The sequence below is a fragment of the Streptomyces pyxinae genome (genome assembly GCF_024756275.1).
GTDB classification, from domain to species: domain Bacteria; phylum Actinomycetota; class Actinomycetes; order Streptomycetales; family Streptomycetaceae; genus Streptomyces; species Streptomyces pyxinae.
Genome location: NZ_JANUGQ010000045.1, coordinates 1 through 18,093, shown reverse-complemented (window position 1 = coordinate 18,093; position 18,093 = coordinate 1). Strand labels below are relative to the sequence as shown.

Here is an 18,093-nt window from a genome sequence, read left to right as displayed (position 1 = left end):
CAGTCCCCGTCCCGCCCAGGGCGATCCACTCAGCCCGCCACCCCATGGGAGACACGCTCGCGTCCACGATCAGCTTGCGGCGTCAGTCCTGGCGGGCTGACGCCGCGACCAAATGCCGTGATCGGATCAGGAACAGACCCTCACCCCGGAGGGCCCTCGTCGGACCGGGCGGTCTCGGGCACGCGGCCGGGCGGAAGGTGTGAACACCTGCTTGAGGCAGTCGATGGCGCCGTCGGCGGTGAGGTTCCGTACGGCTCTCAGGCGCCGGTAGGCGCCGGCTCTTCGAGTTCAGCCACTCCCTCGCACCTCCATCCGGGCAGTCTGCCGGCGTGGGACAGGGCCGCGTCCGGGGTGAAACGGACTTCGGCCCGGTTCCGGTAGGGGCTGAGCACCGCGAACAGCGGGTGCCCCCGGACCGAGGGGCCGCGGCCCAGGCCCAGGTAGCCGGTCACTTCCAGGCCGGCGGGGAGGGGTGTGGGCCGCCGGCGGAGGGGAGCCGGCGACGGCGCGGCCGAAGCCCGGCGTCATGAGGACGGGAGTCATGGCCCGTGCCAGCGAGGTGGGCAGGAGCGTGAAGCTGGTGAGACAGTCGGCCGCGTCGAAGGACCGTGTGGCGTTGCCCTACGCGGCGATGGCACCGAGTCGGGCGGCGATGACGTCGGCGTACGCCCGGCTGGAGGCGATGATCAGGCACAGCGGTACGCCTCGGGTCACTGCCGAAGAGTCGGTAGCGGACCAGGTCCCCTGCTCCTGCCCTGCCCTGCCCTGCCCTGCCCTGCCAGGGAGCCGACCCGCATCTGCGGCTGGCCAAGGTCACCGGAGCATTTCGGAGATGTGCACGGTGCCGCCGGGACGCGCGTACGTGAGCAGCTCGGCGAACTTCGGCCGTTCCAGAGGGTGGAAGCGGCTGGAGGTGCCGGCCTGTTCCTCGCAAGACAATCGGGTCCTCGATCCCGGGCCTCGGTGAGGACGAGATGCTGACGGTCGGTCGACTGCTGGTCGGTCGACACCCGCTTGCAGAACAGGTTGGCCATGCCGCGCTCCCCGTTGTGCTCGTCGCATTCGACCCTGGCTGTCAGCAAACCCTGTCTTCATCCGCCATCGGATCCGATGGGATTCGCGGCGCCTCGAGGCCCCGGAAAGTCCGGGTTCATTGGACGCCCGCCATTCCTGTCTTCATTCGGACTTTTGCCGAGACTCCGGCCGGGCGCACCCTGCCTGCCACTGGCGCCGAGCCGGGCAGGCCGAGCTGCACCCCGTGCCCCGCGGACCAGTCACCACCATTCTTGCGTCAAGGCTAAAAGAGCGAACCTTTACCAGGGACCGCATAAATCATTATAAAATACTAGAAATGAGCTCTCTCGTGGAAGGTATCAAGCCGCAGGAATCTACAATTCCACTTCGTGCTATTGATTCAACATCAAGCCACGCGTAGCTTCTCTGTGGGCTGAAATCCCGGTTTTCTTCATTGAGGGAATGGGGTGATTTGTACTCCCATCACCATCAAGCCGGTCGAGATGGGCGGGATGTTACCGGCGGGTGGGCGGCCGCATGCCGGTCCTGTGGGCGCCGGCCGACCCGAAGCTCGGCAAGCCCGCGAGGCGCTGGCCGCGATGCCCGAGGCCGACACCGAGCTGATGCGCGAGCGGCCGGGCCTGTTGCTGATCAGCGACGAGGGCTTCGCCTCGAAGACCTTCGAGCGGTCACTGTCCGCACGGGGCACCACGCTGCTGCGTCCGTCGAGGAAGAAGAAGATCCTGCGGCCCGGCGAGCCGCTGCTCAAGAAGGTCCGACAGCTGATCGAGCCGGCAACGACACCCTTGAGGGCCGGCTCGACCTGGAACGACACGGCAGGCGTACCGTCGAGGGCGTCGCTGTCCGCGTCGCTCAGCGCATGCCGGCCCTGGACGCCGCGATCCGGCACAACTTCCGGACCGGCCAGGCGATCAGCCGCTCACTGACCGCTATGACCACTGACCGTATTCGGAAAGAATCTTCTTTAACCCGAACCCTTCACCTGGACCGCAACCACCGGCGAAATCCTCGCGAAGGTCCGGCTCGTCTCGACGGCGCGTGGACGTTTGTCAATAACAACTTGACCCGACGTCAACCGGATCACGAGACACTGGTGTGTTTCGTGCCAAGACGGCCGCATGAAGGCGCGAGAACACCGCCGATTCACGGCAGGGAAATCCCGATTGCGGCCATTGACTAGCTCCAGAGAATTTACCGATAAAGATGGGGGATCGGGAGGCGAGCCGGTATCCCACGTTTTTCACGCACCGTCCCGCCGATTCCGCAGACCGCGACTTCCTGGCCACCCGCCCCGCTTCGCCCATCGAGAGGAAGCCATCGTGACCACCACGCCGCCCGACGTCGTCCGGTCCGCGACCAGCAAGATCGCCGACGAGCTCACCACCGAGACCCTGCTGCAGCTCGCCAACCGCGAGATCGGCGCGATCCACGTGCGAGGCTACTACTCGGTCGAGGTCGCGGCCGAGGTCGCCACCAAGGCGATCAACCACCAGGCGCTCGGCCACTACCACAAGCAGCACACCAGCAGCGTCGGCCGCGTCTACATGCCCCACATCGACACCAGGTGGGACAAGGAGCTGACGGACAAGTACCACGAGCAGGCGCTCCCGGCGATCGAGGACGTCCGCTCGATGTTCCGCCCCTACTTGTCGCCGGTGGACCGCATCCGGTTGGAGCTGCAGGAGCTGTGGCCGGCCGGCGCCAACCTGCTGCGCCTGCGCGGCCGGGCCTGCTTCGTCGGCGCATTCCGCGTCTTCCAGCCGAACACTTCAGAGTTCTACCCGCACAACGACGCCATCGACCAGGAGACCGACGCCCCCGAGATCGAGGGCGTGCTCAACCAGCTTGTTGCCAACATCTACTTGCAGGTCCCGGACGAGGGCGGCAACCTCCAGCTCTGGCTGCGCGAGCCGACCGCCGAGGAGAAGAAGCAGATCCTCGACGTCGAGGGCCTGGAGCCGGACTCGGTCGAGGAGCCGGCTGTTCAGATCCACCCGGAGGCCGGGGACCTCATCATCTTCAGCCCCCGACAGCTGCACGCGGTGACCCCCGCCAAGGATACCCACCGGGTCGGCGCCGCCGCCTTCATCGCCACCAAGGGGCCGCAGGAACCGCTCCTCTTCTGGAGCTGACGCCGCACCACCGTCCGCCTCCCGGTCACGAGTCGACACACAGAGGACGACAGCAGATGCTCCCGGCTCTGGTCCAAACGCACGCGAAGGCTCACCCGAACCACCCGGCCGTCGTCGTGGGCCAGGACTGTCTGACCTACGCACAGCTCGACGTCTCGGTCTCCCGGCTGGCCCGCCGTCTGCGGTGGCGGGGCATCGGCCGCGGACACCTGGTCGGCATCCACCTCGACCGTACTCCCGCCGCCGTCGCCGCTTTGCTGGCCGCGCTCGCCACCGGCGCCGCGTACACCGTGATCGACCCGACCGACCCGGTCTCCGAGGGTGCGGGCCGCCTCGGCGCGGCCCGCACCGACCTCGTGCTCGGCGCGCCGCCCTACCTCGACGAGCTGCGCCGGCACGGGCTCGAGGTCCTCGACGTGAACGAGAACGTCCCGGAGGACGTTCCCGGGGGCGCCCTGGAGGACGCCGGGCCCGGAGAGGCGGACACCGCCTACGTCCTGCACACTTCCGGCTCCACCGGGGTGCCCAAGGGTGTCATGGTCACCCACGCCAACATCCGGCACTACACCGAGGCCCTGCTCAACCGGCTCGGCATCACCGAGCCACTGCGCTACGCCCACGTCACCACGCTCGCCGCCGACCTCGGCAACACCTGCGTCTTCCTCGCCTTGTGGACCGGCGGCACCCTGCACCTGGTGGACGACGCCACCCGGCGCGACCCGGCGGGCCTGCTGCGCTACTTGGAGGCCGAGCGGATCGACGTCCTCAAGACCACGCCCTCGCACTGGAGCGTGCTGTTCCAGGCCCACGGGCTCGACGATGCCACCCGGCCGAGGCTGCGCCACCTGCTGCTCGGTGGCGAACTGCTGCCGGTGCCGCTGGCCCGCAGGGTCCTCGCCTCCGGCGTCACCGCGACCCTGGTCAACCACTACGGCCCGACCGAGGCGACGGTCGGCGTCGCCACCCACCTCCTGCGCACCGAGGCCGACCTCGACGCCCTGGGCAACGCGGCCTCGGTGCCGATCGGCGGCCCCCTCGGTGCGAATCGGCTCTTCGTCCGTACCCCGGACGGCGTCTTCCATGAGCGCGGGGCGATCGGCGACCTGTACATCGCCGGCCCGTCCGTCGCGCTCGGCTACCGCGGCAACCCGGAGGCCACCGCGGCCGCGTTCACCGAGGAGCTGGCCGCGCTCCACCCCGGTCTCGGCCGGGCCTACCGCACCGGTGACCGGGTCCGGGCCGATGCCCACGGCGTGCTGGAGTTCCTCGGCCGCGGCGACCGGCAGGTCAAGGTGCGCGGCCACCGGGTCGAACTCGACCATGTCGAGGTGGGGTTGCGCCGACTGCCGGGCGTCACGGGTGCCGTCGCGATGGTGCTGCCCGGAGAACAGGCCCGGCTGGTCGCGGTGGTCAGCGCCCCCGGCGCCGGCGACCGGTCGGCCGCTTTCCGGACTCAGGTCCGGGAGGTGCTGCCCCCCTACATGGTCCCGGACCGGATCGAGGTGCTCGACGTCTTCCCCCGGACCAGCAACGGCAAGACTGACCAGGTCGAGCTGCGCCGGCTGGTCGAGGCACGCCCAGCCGCGCGCGGCCGCGGCGCCCGGGCCGACGACGACCCGCTGCTCGCCGAGGTCCTGGCGGCGTGGCGGCGCCAGCTCGGTCACGACGACTTCGGCCTCGACGACGACTTCACCACCATTGGCGGCAACTCCATCGACGCCATCCAGGTCATCGCGGACCTGCAGTCCCGCGGCCACCAGGTGTCCGCCGCCGCCTTCCTCGCCGAGCCCACCGCCGCGGCCCTTGCCACCCGACTGAGGGCGGGCGCCGCGGGAGAGGTGCCCGGTGCCGCGGACCGCCCGACCGGCCCGTTCCCGGCCGAGGACACCGCGCTGTCCCCCGCCCAGGAGTGGTTCTTCCGGCAGCGGTTCGCCCAACCCGACCAGTGGAACCAGGCGCTGCTGCTGGACGCCGACCGGTCCGTGCGACAGGAGGTGCTGGCCGCCGCGGTGGCCGACGTGGTATGCCTGCACCCGCTGCTGCGCACCGCCTTCCGCCCCGGACCGGACGGTGTCCGCCGGGTCCTCACCGAGGCCGCCACGCGCTTCAGCTGCTCCGCCCTGCCCGCCGACGCGGCCGAGAAGGGCCGGCACATCGAGGAGACCGCCGCCGCCTGCCAGCGGCGCATCCGGATCGAGGACGGCACCCTGTTCCAGGCCCACCTGTTCCGCGGCACCGAACGGGCCCACCTGCTGCTGGTCGCCCACCACCTGTGCGTGGACGCCGTCTCCTGGCGCATCCTGACCGGCGACCTCGCCCGCTGCTACGGCGAGCGGCTGCACGGCGGCACCCCGGCACTCGCGCCCGCGCCGACCGACTTCGGCGCCTGGGCGACCCACCTGCGCACCCAGGCGCCCGCCCTGGCCGGAGACCTCAGCCACTGGGAGGGCACAGGCACGCCGGCCCCCCTCCCCGCCGGGGGCGCCAACCGCGAGGACGACGCCGAGACGGTCTGGTTCCGGCTCTCCCGCGCCCAGACCGACACGCTGACCCGTACCGCCCCGGCCCGTACCGGACTTCCCCCGCACGCCACCCTGCTCGGTGCCTTCGCCCAGGCGCTGGCCGGGGCACGCGACACGGACGAGGTCATGGTGGACGTCGAGAGCCACGGCCGGCTCCCGCTCGACGACGCTCTCGACGTCTCCCGGGTGGTGGGGTGGTTCACCTCGACCTTTCCCGTCCGGGTCGCCACCGTTGCCGACGACCCGGCGGCCACCGGCAAGGCCGCCGCAGCCGCCTTGGCCGACGTGCCCCGGCTCGGCGTCGCCTACGGGTTGCACGGCCTGCCGCAGCGTACCGACTTGTGCTTCAACTACCTGGGCACGCTACCCCTCCCGCAGGACGACGAGCTGCGGCTCACGCCCTCGCGGCACCGGCCGGGCCCGGTCCGCGGGCCGGAGAACGACCGCAGGTACGCCCTCAAGCTCACCGCGCGCCTCCACGACGGCCAGCTCGTCGCCGACCTGTCCTACCCCGCGCTCACACACGATCCCGGACAACTGCTCGACCTGGCCCGCGCCACCCGGGCGTACCTGCTGGAGGCCGCCGGAATCCCGCCGGAGAACGGGCAGTTCGTGGTGGAGCCGGGCTCCACCACCGGCCTGCTCGTCCAGGTCCCGCGTGCGCTGCGCTGCGAGCAGCCGGCCCATGGCAGCGGCAGGCGGAGCAGCGTCCGCGAGTACGGCACCGTGCTGCTCACCGGCGCCACCGGCTTCCTCGGCCCGCACCTGCTGCACCTGCTGCTCACCCGCACCAGCGGCCGGGTGCTCTGCCTGGTCCGTGACCGCGACGGCTGCCCTGCCGCCGAGCGGCTGCGCGAGGTGCTCGGCTGGTACCTGCCGGACGCCCACCCCGATGTGTACGCCGACCGGCTCACCGTGCTGACCGGTGACCTTGCCGAGCCCGGCTTCGGCTTGCCCGGTGGAGAGTACCGGCGGCTGGCCGGCGAGGTCGACGCGATCTACCACCTGGCCGCCGACACCCGGCTGTTCGGCGACCTGGAGACCTTCAGCCGGCTCAACACCGAACCGGTGCGGGCCGTCGTCGGACTCGCCACCACCGGTCGGCCCAAAGACCTGCACCATGTGTCCACCCTCGCGGTCTGCGGCACCGGGCCGGAGGGCGAGCCGGCGGTCTTCTCCGAGGAGAGCCTCAACATCGGCCAGCAGTTCCTCAACGGGTACGAGCGCAGCAAGTACGACGCGGAGCGGATCGTCCACGAATTCGCCGCAGCCGGTGGTGCGGGCTTCGTCTACCGCTCCGGCAACGTCAGCGGCCACTCCGTCACCGGGCGCTTTCAGCGCAATGGCGGCGACAGCCGACTGGTCCAGCTCCTTCGCGCCGCAGTGCGGATCGGCCGGGTGCCCCGGGTCGACGCCCGGACGGTCGCGCTCAGCCCGGTGGACGTGGTGGCCGAGGGAATCCTGGCGATCTCCCGCAGCGAGCGGGTGTCCGGCGGCACATTCCACGTGGACACCCACCACGAGCTGCGCTACGCGGACCTGTTCGCCGCCCTGCGGGAGTTGGGCTTCGTCCTGGAGCCGGACGAGGCCGCCGACTTCGCGCCGCTGTTCGCGGGCCACTTGGCCGACGGCGACGAGCAGATCGCCCTGGCGCACTTCTGGGCGAGCCGACCCGAACGCAACGTCCGCTACGACCACGGTCGAACTCGCCGCCTGCTCGCCCACCTGGACGTGGAGTTCCCGGCCCTGGACCGCGCGTGGCTGCGCGACTGGTTGACCGGCCTGATCGACCAGGGCGAACTCCGCTTCACCCGTACGCACCACCAGCCGACCGCTCAAACATAAGGGTTCGACATGACAGAAGCACGCATCGCCGTCGTAACCGGGGCCTCCTCGGGGATCGGGCGGGCCACCGCCCGCGAGCTCGCCGGCCGGGGCCTGCACGTAGTGGCCGCCGGCCGGCGCGGCGAACGCCTGGCCGAACTGGTCGAGGAGTCACGCACCGAGCCCGGCCGGACCATTCCGGTGACCGGAGACATCACGCGGCCCGGCCACACCGAGGAACTGCTGGCCGTGGCTGAGCGGGAGTGGGGTCCGGCCAGCGTGTTCGTAGCCTCCGCCGGGCAGGGGCTGGCGGGCACCGTGCTGGGCTCCGACCCGGAGCGCTGGGCCGAGCTGGTGGACGCCAACTATCTCGCAGTCCTGCGCCAGATGCGGTCGGTGGCTGCCGAGTTCCGCAAGCAGGCGGAGGCCGACGGCGGTGCGCAGGTGCGCGACCTCGTGGTCATCGGCTCGACCGTCGGCCGACAGGTGTCGGCCGCCAACCCGGTGTACGGTTCGACCAAATTCGCGGTCCATTCGCTGGTGGAGGCGCTGCGGCAGGAAGTGTGCACGCACAACATCCGAGTCACGTTGATCGAACCGGGCTTCGTCCGCTCCGGATTCCAGGAGTCGGCTGGGTACGATGCGGCGTGGTTCGAGGCCGTCGCCGAGGAGAACGGGCCGCTGCTGGTGCCCGAGGACGTCGCCGACGTCATCGGGTACGTGATCGGGCGCCCGGCACACGTCCACCTCGACGACATCCGTCTCCGCCCCACGCGCCAGCGGGCCTGAGCCCGGACGGCGGGTGCGCGAAGCGGCCTCGGCCTGGCCGGCCGGACGGGCTGGTCGCCGCGAGTCCCATCACCTCGAAGGAGCCATTGTGGACGCGTACCTCGACCAGCTGTTCTCGCTCAAGGGCCGCAAGGCCCTGGTCACCGGCGGAAGTTCGGGGATCGGGCTGGCGATCGCCGGCGTGCTGGCCCGGGCCGGCGCGGAGGTGGTGCTGACCGCACGTCGCCGCGAGCCGCTGGCCGGGGCGGCTCGAGAACTGCGGGGCGAGGGCGCCACGGCGGACTGGGTCGCTGCCGACCTGGGAGACCGCGCGGAGATCCACCGGCTTGCCGACACCGTGCTGGAGCGGCACGGCGTCCCGGACGTCCTGGTCAACTCGGCAGGCGTCAACCTGCGGCCGCCGCTGAGCCAGTTGAGCGAGGGCGACTGGGACCGCACGATGCGCACCAACCTGGACGCGCCGTTCCTGCTCGGCCAGCGCTTCGGACCGCAGATGGCGGAGCGCGGCTGGGGGCGGATCATCAACATCTCATCCCAGCAGGCGATCCGGGCATTCGGCAACAGCGGCGCGTACGGGGTGTCCAAGGCGGCGCTGAGCGCGCTGACCCGCTCGCAGGCGGAGGCCTGGTCGGCCCGGGGGGTCTGTGTCAACGCGATCGCACCTGGCTTCGTGAAGACGCCGCTGACCGAGCCCGTCTTCAGCGACCCGGCGCGCGTCGAGGCGATGGCCCTGCGCACGATGGCCGGCCGGAACGGCGAACTGGGCGACTTCGCTGGGGTGGCGGTCTTCCTGGCGAGCGACGCCTGCTCGTACGTCACCGGCCAGACCCTCTTCGTGGACGGGGGTTTCTCGTCCCACTGACCTCCGGCCGCCGGGTCGGCCGCACGAGTGCACAAGTCCACGACGCGCACGAGGAGTTCCCTTGCAAGGCAACAAACCGGTCGTGGTGCTGGTCGACGCCTACACCTCGGGGAAGTACCTGTTACCGGAGTTCACCGCCCTGGGCGCCGAGACGGTGCACGTTCAGAGCACGCCCGACTTCATGCCCTCGATGCCCGCCCCCGATCTGAGCGGCTACCGGGCGACCATCGTTCACGAGCACCTCGACCGGACCGTGGAGCAGCTCGCGGCGTACGCGCCGGTCGCCGTCCTCGCCGGCCAGGAGCCCGGTGTGGAGCTGGCCGACCTGCTGTCGGAGCCGCTGGGTGTGCCGAGCAACAGAACGACGCTGTCGGCGGCCCGCCGGGACAAGTACCGAATGATCGAGACGCTGCGGGCGGCCGGACTGCACTGCGCCGACCAGTTCGTCGGCGACGACGCGGCGCAGCTGCGCGACTGGGCGGAGCAGGTCGCGGGCTACCCAGTGGTGGTCAAGCCGCTGAAGTCCGCAGCCGGCGATGGCGTCTACGTCTGTGCCGACTCCGCCGCGGTGCTGGCCGCCGCCAGGGCTGTGCTGGGCTCCGACACGATCTACGGCGAGACCAACCGCGAGGCCCTTGCGCAGTCCTACTTGCGGGGCGAGGAGTACGTGATCGACATGGTCTCCTACTCCGGGCGGCGCTACGTGTGCGGGGTCTGGCAGTACCACAAGCGGCTGCTGCGCAACGGCCGCAACATCTACGACTGGGAGCACCTGCTCGGGCCGGACGAGGGTCCGGTGCCCGAGCTGATCGCCTACGTGGACCGGGCGCTGGCCGCCCTGGGCATCGACTACGGGCCCACCCACGCCGAGGCGATCCTCACCCCCGAGGGCCCGGCCCTGGTCGAGGTCGGCTCGCGGATCGCCGGGAACATGCACCCCCGGTTCCACGACCGCTGTACCGGCGGCAACCAGGCCACCCTGACCGCGCTCGCGCACCTGGAGCCTGAGCGCTTCCTCGCCGAGTACGCGGGGCGGCGCTACACCAAGCGGGAGGAGGCGGTCTGCTGCACCACCTCGACCGGGCTGTCGGGGGTGGTGACCGGCGTGGACGAGCAGGTGGTGGCCGAACTCACGGGCTTGGAAACGGTGTTCGGCCTCAATGTGAAGATCGAGCCAGGCGGGCGGATTCGCCCGACCGTGGACCTCTACTCCAGCACCATGCGGATCTTCCTGTCCGGTCCGTCGGCGGACGCGATACGACGCGACCGCCGGTGTATCGAGGAGCTCAAGGACCGCGTGTACCAGATCCGCCCCGACGAGTGTGAGTGAGAGATATGACGAGCGTGGTAGTGGCCGTCGTCCCGGGCGCGGCCGTCCGGCCGCCCGAGATCGCCGCAGCTGCGGACAAGTACGGGCTGAAGCCGGCCTTCGTGCCGCTGGCCGGCGCGCTGTCCGAGGCCGAGTTCGCCGAGTACGCCGACTTCGGTTCGGTCGTCCCGCACGATCCGGAACGGCCTGACGATACAGTCGAGTTGCTGCGCAAGCACGCGCCCGAGGGGGTTACCACGTTCAGCGAGGCGATGGTTCCGCTGACCTCGCGGATCGGCGACGGCCTCGGCCTTCCGTTCCACTCCCCCGAGACGATGACCCTACTCACCGACAAGTGGGCGCAGCGCCGGCGGCTCGCCGAGGCCGGGGTGGACGCCGTCCGCTCGGTCGTGGTGACCGACCGGGCACAGGCGCTCGCAGAGATCGCGGCCGCGGACGAGCCGGTGATCGTCAAGCCGGTGCGGAGCCAGAGCAGCCGGGACACCTTCCTGGTGACACAGCCGGGCGCGCTGCCGGCCGATCTCGCGCCGAGCGCCGAACGCCCGTTCGTGGTGGAGGAGTTCCTGCGCGGCCGGGAGTCCGGTGACCTGGCCGACTACGTCTCGGTGGAGGCGGTGGTCGAGGCCGGCCGGGTGCGAACGATCGGTATCAGCGGCAAGTTCCCGCAGATTCCGCCGTTCCGCGAGCAGGGCGCGTTCACACCCGCGTTCCTGCCGCCGGGCGAGGCGGAGGAGGTCACCCGGTTGGCGGCCGAGGCAGTGCTCGCGCTGGGGGTCCGGCGCGGACACACCCACACCGAGATCAAGCTGACGGCGGACGGCCCGCGGATCATCGAGGTGAACGGCCGGATCGGCGGGTACGTGGCCGAGCTGTACGGTCGTGCGAACGGCGCGGACCTGCTGGCGATGGGGATCGCCGCGGCCTGCGGCCGACCGGTCGGGCCGATCCCGCAGGTGCTCGCGGACCGGGTGGAGTTCCACTGGTTCAACAATCCGCCGTTGGCGGGCGGGGTGCTGCACCGGGTGGACGGCGTGGACGCGGTCCGCACGGAAGAGGGCGTCTCCGGGTACCTGTCCCGAGTCGCGCCCGGTACCCGGCTTCCGCCGGAGACCGGTTCGCACTGGCTCGATATGCTGTCCGGCCGGGCCGCCGACCACGCGGCGATGGTGACGACCGTCGACCGCTGCCTGGCCCGGCTGCGCTTCCACTTCGAGGACCACGAAGGCACGACGCGGATCTGGCAGGCCGGTCGGAGCGGGCTGTGCGCGACCGACTGACTGCCCTGGCGTCTGCCCGGCCGCCGCAGGGCACCGGCGGGCTGATGGCGGCGACGCTGGTGCTGTCCATCGGCAAGGGCACCTTCCTTTCCACCGTGATGATCTACCTGCTGCAGACCGCGCAGCTGGGCACCCTGGTCGCCTCCGCCGCGCTGTCGCTGTGGGGCGCCGCCTCGGTCGCGGTGGCGTTCCCGGTCGGGGTGCTGATCGACCGGGGGCGGGGCCGCGAGGCCGGGGCGCTGTCGGCGGTCGTCGCGGCGGTCCTGATCCCGCTGACGGCCCAGGTGCACACCCCCTGGCTGCTGATGGTGGTGCTCTGCGCGGCCGGCGGCTTCGACAGCACCGGGAACGTGGTGCGCCGGGCGCTCATCGCCGGCGCGGCGGGCAGCGGGGTGCAGGGCCTGGCCTGGGCCCGGACCGTCACCAACATCGGGTTCGCCCTCGGCGCGCTGGTGTCGGTGCGGCTGCTCGCGGCGGGCTCGGCGTCCGGATACCGGTGGACGTACGGGGTGATCGGCGGGGTGTACCTGCTGATGGCGATGTGCTTCTTGCTCACGTCGCTCGGTCGGCGCCGCCCGGCGAAGGCCGCAACGGCGGCGGCTGACCCGTCGAACCGGGCGGATCAGGCGGCGGCGAACAAGGCGGACGCGGCGCGGCCGGACGGCCGGCGGGGACGCAGCGGGGCGCTGCTGGCGCTGTCCACGGCAGTCCTGACGGTGCACACCACGCTGCTCACCACCGTGCTGCCGCTGTGGATCACCGAGCACACCGACGTGCCGGTGTCCGCGATGGGCTGGCTGTTCATGACCAACACGGTGATCACCATCAGCGGCCAGATCGCGGTAAGCCGGCGCGCCGCGACCAGCGAGGGGGCGCTGCGCTGCTTCCGCGGCTCGGCGTTCTGGACCGGCGGCTGCTGCGTGCTGCTCGCCGCGGTGAGCCACGTGCCGACGGCCGTGCAGGCGGTGCTCCTGGTGGCGGCGACGATCGCGCTGACGGTGGGTGAGCTGCTGGAGGCCGCGGGTGAGTGGGGGCTCTCCGCGACCCTGGCCGCCGAGGGCGAGCACGGCTTCTACCAGAGCGCCTGCGTGGTCGGCGAGGCCACCCAGAGCGCGATCGGCCCGCTGCTGGTGGGCGCGTTGCTCACCGCGCTGCCGGTGGCCGGCTGGGTGCTGCTGATGGGCGCGATCGGCACCGGGCGGTGCGTGGCCGGCCAGGTTCTGCCGGGCGGGCGGCGCGCCCCGGCACGCGAACCGACGCCCATCTGACCAGCGAGCGCGACGCGAGCCGAAGCGCGGGCACGACCGAACGACGAGGACCACCACCGAACGACGACCGCGACACACGACCGACGGGAGCAACTCATGCCGAAGGGTTCGCCCAGCACCAACAACGCGCGGATACGGGAACTCGCCAACAAGGTCTTCCTCCGAACGGCGGGCGGCCCGAACCGCCCGCGCGTCATCGCCTCGCCCACCGTCTTCCCCGCGGTCCGCAGGCTGGAGGCGGCGTTCCCGACCCTGCAGGCCGAGGTCGACACGCTGCTCAGGAACCGGGACATCCCGAAGTACGGCACCTTCGACCCGGTCCGGGCCGCGCAGGTTTCCGAGGACTGGAAGCTGTACTACGCCTACATGTTCGGTCGCCCGAACGAGCTTGCCCGCGCTGAGCTGCCCTCGCTGCTGTCCTTCGCCGAGTCCACGCCGAACGTGGTCAACGCGTTCGTCTCGATCCTGGACCCGGGCGTCCCGCTGCCGCCGCACAAGGACCCGTACGCGGGCATCCTCCGATACCACCTCGGGCTGCGGATTCCCAAGGACAACCCGCCGACGATCCGCCTCGACCGGGACTACTACACCTGGAAGGAGGGCGAGGGCGTCGTTCTGGATGTCTCGCTCGAACACGAGGTGATCAACGAGAGCGAGGAGCCGCGGGTCATCGTGATCATCGACTTCCGACGCCCGATGGGCATGTTCGCCGGTCTGCTGAACCGGTATTTCCTCTGGCAGAAGAAGAAGTGGGCGCCGCAGTTCGTCGATGCTTCCAAGTACGACGTGATGCATGCGGCCTGACGGCCAAGTCCATGTGGCCCCGAAACGCGGCTCTGCTGCCTCATTCCCTCAAGCGGTGAGGTGGTAGCTGAGGCGTTCGAGACGGCTGGTTCGCTGCCCTCGCGGGGGCGGGTCGGCCCACCAGGCAGCGAGGCGGACGATGTTGACCGCGGTGGCGGAGAAGGCGTGCTGGAGGCGGACTTTCGGCAGGCCGCGGTAGCGGGCCCGGCGGATGCCGGTGAAGTCCAGAGCTTGGTTGATGACGCTCTCGATCCCGGAGCGCAGGGCGTACTTCGCCTTCCAGGTGCCGGTCCTCTGCTCGGTGCGGGCCCGGACCAGGGCCTGGTGGGGCTCTTCGGGCCGGGGGGTGAGCATGCGCCGGCCGGGCTCGGAGGCGGTCCACTGCTGTACGCCGAGCAGATCGCCGGTGACCGCACCTCGATCACGCACGCGTGGGCGCGCGGCACCAGCGACGGCGTCCGGCACTTCGACGGGCCGGCCGATCCGGCCGGGCAGCCGTTCACCGATACGCCGCCGTTCCCGCTCGGGCTGCCGGCGATCAAGGCCCCGGAACTCGCTCCGGGGACCGCGTACGGCTCACGGGCGCATCTGACCGCGCGCGGTGGCGACGACGTCCTGGACGCCGTGCCGAGCATGGTCACCGACCAGTACCGGGCAGGCAGGCGTCCGGAGGCGTGTCGCCGGACTGTCGCGCTCGCCCGCGCCCGGCGCTCGGCGGACCATCCGCTGCTGCGTCAGGCAGCCCGTACCCAGGCCACCAGCCACCCGCGGCCCCTCACCGTGCCGGCGGAAGTCCTGAACGGGCCGACCGGCCTGTCTCATCCGGAGGGACCGCGTCCACCGAGATGCCGGCCTGGTGCGGCACGACCGCGTCCGCGCCGTGGCTGACTGATGCCGGGCGGGCGGTCGTTGCCGAGCTGGTGGGGGCCCGTGCCGAGTGGCCGACCCGCACGCCGGCCCCGGGCAGGTGCACGAACGCCTTGCCCTGGAGCTGATGCGCGACGGGCACGCCACCTACGACGCCACCGCCCGCCACCTGTGGGGCCTTCCCGTCCGTACCCCGCTCCGGGACACGGCCGCCATCGTCGCCTGCCACGCGATCCCCGGCCGGCAGCGGATGCGGCCGGGCGACTTCAAGCCCCTGGCCCGCGCCGCGTTCACCGGTGTTGTCCCCGCCGTCCTGCCGGACCGGCCCGACGAAGACCGCGTTCACCGGCAGCGTCTACGCCGGTCCGCGGGCCAACGCCCCCCGCCTGGCGCCGTCTGCTGGCCAGTTCGGTCCTCGCCCAGGCCGGACTGCTCGACGCCGGGGAGGCGCGGGCGGCCCCGGATCGTGCGGTACGGGGCGAGCCCGCGCCGCCGGCGGGTCTGCGCGCACTGATCGTCAGCGAACTGTGGCTCGCCACCTCGCCCCTGACGCGCGAGACGTGGTGGGAGACCGCGACGGTGAAGGAGACCGCTCGATGACCCGCACCGGTCTGTACGCCGCCTTCGGCCCCGCAGGGCGTCTCCCAACCGGACACCCGCCATGGACGGAGCCGGTGGCGATTCCTCGATCCGGTCGGTGCCCAGCTCTGGCTGGAGTTCGCACGGGGCGGCATGCCCGCTGACGCCGTCGACACGCTCACCGCCCGCTGGGAGGCGACGGGCCCCGACGCTGGACAGGTCCGTGCCGACCTCACCGCGCTCACCGCCGACCTGGACGCGGCCGGCCTCCTGCTGCCCGCCCACCAGCCCGATCAGCGGGAGACACCCGGCGCACGGTTGGCTGCTGCGGCCCCGGCCGGTGTCCTTGTCCTCAGCCTCGCCCGCACCGGTGACGGGCCGTCCCGGGTGGTGAAGACCTGGACACGCCGGCACGGCGAACACATCGAGCCGGGGTCTGCACTCACGGGCTCGTAGGGCCCGGATCGCCCGGGCGATGCAGTTCGGCGCCTCGGCGACCTTGGGCACCGACGATCCCGACGCGGGCTTCCTGGCCTGCCTGGAAGGGGTCGCCCACCACGTCCTCCACTGCTCGACCCCAGCCGGCAACGGCCGGGGAGTCGGCGTGACGGGGCGGCCCTCGCACGACGAAGCGGATACCGGCCCGGGCGGACCAGCCGCTGGTGCCACTGCTCGTTCCCATGCGGGTTGACGGGAACGTGACTGCTGTATGCGGTCTTCCGTTTCTACGATCGGGTCTTCGTCCCGCCCGTGCCCCGCTCCGAAGGAGCCGTACATGCGCGTCAGGACCGTGACCGCCGTGTGGTTGGCGTCGCTCGCACTGTTCATCGCCGCCGTGCCGGCGGCGCAGGCCGAACCACCGGAGAACCCGGGGCCGCCCGAGGTCTCCCTGCGCGTGGAGGAGTCGCCGGAGGGTGCGCCCGCCGGCGTCGTCACCCGTGAGCCGTACGCCTCGAAGCCCCTCCACAGCGGTTCCAGGATCACCGGAGCCGGGGGCATCCGTTCCTGCTCGTCCACTCCCGCCGCCTGCAACAGCGAGGTCGGTGTCGAGTTCTGCAACAACCTTTCCCGCATGTGGATGACCGGAGGGGCGAGTCCTCGCCGGTACCGGTGCCCGCCGCCGCTGAGGTCGGCGACGGCCTCCACGACCCGCCAGGGCCATGCCGGGGATCCCGACACCGCCTGGCGCACCGTCACGGTCGGGAGCATCACCTCGACCTCCTGCGACACCGCTTCCGGTACGGCCTACAGCCCGGTTCTCTCCAAACCCTGCGCCTAGAGAAGCAGAAGACGAGGACGGCGGCCGGCATGCCACCGGATCACGACAGTGTCTGGCGCTGCTGTGTCTGCCTGGGGCATGCAGCCCTGCCACTCATGGACCAGGAGCCGTGGCGCCGGGCCGGACGCCACGAGGGCCTGCGCGGCCTCGGGATCGACGTCGAGCCGGGCGAGCAGCTGTTCGCCACCCTGACCGCCCTGACCCTGCACGCCGCGACGCTCGACGCCGTCGCGGCCGGCCGGCCCCTGACCACCGACACGCTCCGGGCCATCCCCCTGAGCACGGTGGCGGAGGCAGCCACAGCGAAGCGGGACTACGAGTTCCTCGCCGGCCTGCCCGCCCAAACCATCGACGCGGCGGACGCGGCCGCCGTCAACAGGTTCCGTCTGGCCACTTACTCGACCGGACGGACCAGCCGCTGGCTGTTCTCCCTGACACGGGAACTCCACCACACCATGATCACCCTCGCCCGCCGGTCACCACACCCCAGCCCCGACTGCGGACAGCTCACCGACTGGGTCAGGGACCTGAGAAAGGCGCCCTGAATCAGCTGGGTGCCGACCGTGCGCTGCCCCCCACCGTCCAACCGCACGGGAATGCTCCCGCGGCGGGCCCGGCCCGGGGGCGCCTGTTCGTCGGAGCGGGGGACCGCCCCCGGCTCCGGCGCGAAAGGGACCGCATCTGCAGTGTTCCGCCTCGGCCGGGCCCGGGTCGGCCACAAGTGTGGCCATGAGCCCGTGCTCGGCGCCATGGTGGATAACCGTTCCCCGCCCGGGCGATAGCCCTCCGGCGGGGCCGCTCGTGGCCCGGGCCTGGCAGGCGAGGCCGACGGTGGGGCGGTCGGCGGCCGCCGTGGCGGAGCCGGCCGTCAGGGGCGCGGGCGCCAGGGCGCGGACGGGCGCACCCCGCACCCGCTCGTGGGCCGCCGCGATCGGCTTCGGCGCACTGCAGCGCCGCTTCGTGCCGACGGCCGGGGTGTCGGGGACGATGTCCAGGCGGACGGTGTCCGCGTCGAACGCCACGGCCTGCACGGAGCCGGTGAGTTGGGGCGCGGCTGCGGTGAGGATGGCGTCGATGTCGGCGAGGACGTTGCCGCCGGCGGACGGGGCGGCCAGAACACGCTCCGTCATCATCAGGCCGATCACCGCTCCGCGCCCGAGCGGCTCGCGTCCGTCGCGCCGGACGGCCGTCCCTGTACACCGCTTCAGCTTCTTCGTCCGGACGGCGTCGTTGTCCTTCGCCGCTCCGCAAGCGGTGAGGAGGGCGTGCTGGCGGGCGAGGTCGATGCCGGACGGCTCCGGTACGGCGTCATGTGATTACCTCCGGGGTTGCGCCGTCCAGCGGGGCGGGCGGCGCGCTCGGGCAGGCGCTGCGACCACAGGGTGGGCCGGACCGGCTCGAAACGGACCCGGGTGCCCAGACCCGCCCACCCGCACGGCCAGGAGATGTCCGGCTGGGTGGGTCTGGGCTTTCGCGGCGGCCTCGGTCGCGGCACGCAGGGCGCCGTCGCCCCCGGGCAAGGCCC

General features: G+C 71.8%; 14 protein-coding genes and 2 pseudogenes. 14 read left to right on the top strand and 2 right to left on the bottom strand.

The annotated features are described in order from the left end of the window. Positions 1-813: 813 nt before the first annotated feature. A complete protein-coding gene (locus NX801_RS30000; RefSeq protein ID WP_258791121.1) occupies positions 814-939 on the bottom strand; it encodes a hypothetical protein in 126 nt (41 codons plus the stop codon). Between the two features lie 612 nt (positions 940-1,551). Between NX801_RS30000 and NX801_RS29995 the strand changes: the two are divergent. The 9 genes and pseudogenes from NX801_RS29995 to NX801_RS29955 form a co-directional block, all read left to right on the top strand. After that, positions 1,552-1,966, top strand: a pseudogene (locus NX801_RS29995) (IS982 family transposase); the annotation flags it as partial. A 388-nt stretch (positions 1,967-2,354) separates the two neighbouring features. Further along, positions 2,355-3,167, top strand: a complete 813-nt coding sequence (locus NX801_RS29990) for a 2OG-Fe(II) oxygenase family protein (protein ID WP_258791119.1) — start codon at positions 2,355-2,357, stop codon at positions 3,165-3,167. A 56-nt stretch (positions 3,168-3,223) separates the two neighbouring features. After that, on the top strand, positions 3,224-7,534 hold the full coding sequence (locus NX801_RS29985) for an SDR family oxidoreductase (RefSeq protein WP_258791118.1): 4,311 nt from the start codon (positions 3,224-3,226) through the stop codon (positions 7,532-7,534). 9 nt (positions 7,535-7,543) lie between these two features. Beyond that, entirely contained in the window at positions 7,544-8,302 is a 759-nt protein-coding gene (locus NX801_RS29980) for an SDR family oxidoreductase (RefSeq protein ID WP_258791117.1), read from the top strand. 88 nt (positions 8,303-8,390) lie between these two features. Beyond that, positions 8,391-9,164, top strand: a complete 774-nt coding sequence (locus NX801_RS29975) for an SDR family NAD(P)-dependent oxidoreductase (RefSeq protein ID WP_428986269.1) — start codon at positions 8,391-8,393, stop codon at positions 9,162-9,164. Between the two features lie 61 nt (positions 9,165-9,225). Then, the gene (locus NX801_RS29970) at positions 9,226-10,494 is read left to right on the top strand and encodes an ATP-grasp domain-containing protein (protein WP_258791116.1); all 1,269 of its coding nucleotides are present in this window, start codon (positions 9,226-9,228) and stop codon (positions 10,492-10,494) included. A gap of 5 nt (positions 10,495-10,499) precedes the next feature. Beyond that, complete coding sequence (locus NX801_RS29965) at positions 10,500-11,771, top strand: ATP-grasp domain-containing protein (protein WP_258791115.1); 1,272 nt, start codon at positions 10,500-10,502, stop codon at positions 11,769-11,771. Next, positions 11,756-13,039: an MFS transporter gene (locus NX801_RS29960; protein WP_258791114.1), complete on the top strand. Its 1,284-nt coding sequence runs from the start codon at positions 11,756-11,758 to the stop codon at positions 13,037-13,039. Before NX801_RS29965 ends, NX801_RS29960 begins: the two co-directional genes overlap by 16 nt. Positions 13,040-13,135: 96 nt before the next feature. Beyond that, positions 13,136-13,843, top strand: coding sequence for an aspartyl/asparaginyl beta-hydroxylase domain-containing protein (locus tag NX801_RS29955; RefSeq protein WP_258791113.1), 708 nt, complete (start codon positions 13,136-13,138; stop codon positions 13,841-13,843). Between the two features lie 48 nt (positions 13,844-13,891). Here NX801_RS29955 and NX801_RS29950 read toward each other — a convergent pair whose 3' ends face one another. After that, positions 13,892-14,272 carry a transposase gene (locus NX801_RS29950; RefSeq protein WP_258791112.1) on the bottom strand — a complete coding sequence of 127 codons (381 nt, stop codon included), beginning with the start codon at positions 14,270-14,272 and terminating at the stop codon, positions 13,892-13,894. A gap of 565 nt (positions 14,273-14,837) precedes the next feature. Here NX801_RS29950 and NX801_RS31100 point away from each other — a divergent pair. From NX801_RS31100 to NX801_RS29925, 5 genes and pseudogenes are all read left to right on the top strand, one after another. Continuing rightward, positions 14,838-15,224 (top strand): asparagine synthase-related protein, encoded by a 387-nt coding sequence (locus tag NX801_RS31100; protein WP_428986270.1) that lies wholly within the window; start codon positions 14,838-14,840, stop codon positions 15,222-15,224. 179 nt (positions 15,225-15,403) lie between these two features. Continuing rightward, a pseudogene (locus tag NX801_RS29940) lies at positions 15,404-15,745 on the top strand (PqqD family protein); the annotation flags it as partial. A 319-nt stretch (positions 15,746-16,064) separates the two neighbouring features. Continuing rightward, positions 16,065-16,568 (top strand): hypothetical protein, encoded by a 504-nt coding sequence (locus tag NX801_RS29935; protein ID WP_258791109.1) that lies wholly within the window; start codon positions 16,065-16,067, stop codon positions 16,566-16,568. A gap of 95 nt (positions 16,569-16,663) precedes the next feature. Continuing rightward, entirely contained in the window at positions 16,664-17,113 is a 450-nt protein-coding gene (locus tag NX801_RS29930; RefSeq protein WP_258791108.1) for a hypothetical protein, read from the top strand. A gap of 372 nt (positions 17,114-17,485) precedes the next feature. Then, a complete protein-coding gene (locus NX801_RS29925) occupies positions 17,486-17,884 on the top strand; it encodes a hypothetical protein (protein ID WP_258791107.1) in 399 nt (132 codons plus the stop codon). Positions 17,885-18,093 lie beyond the last annotated feature (209 nt).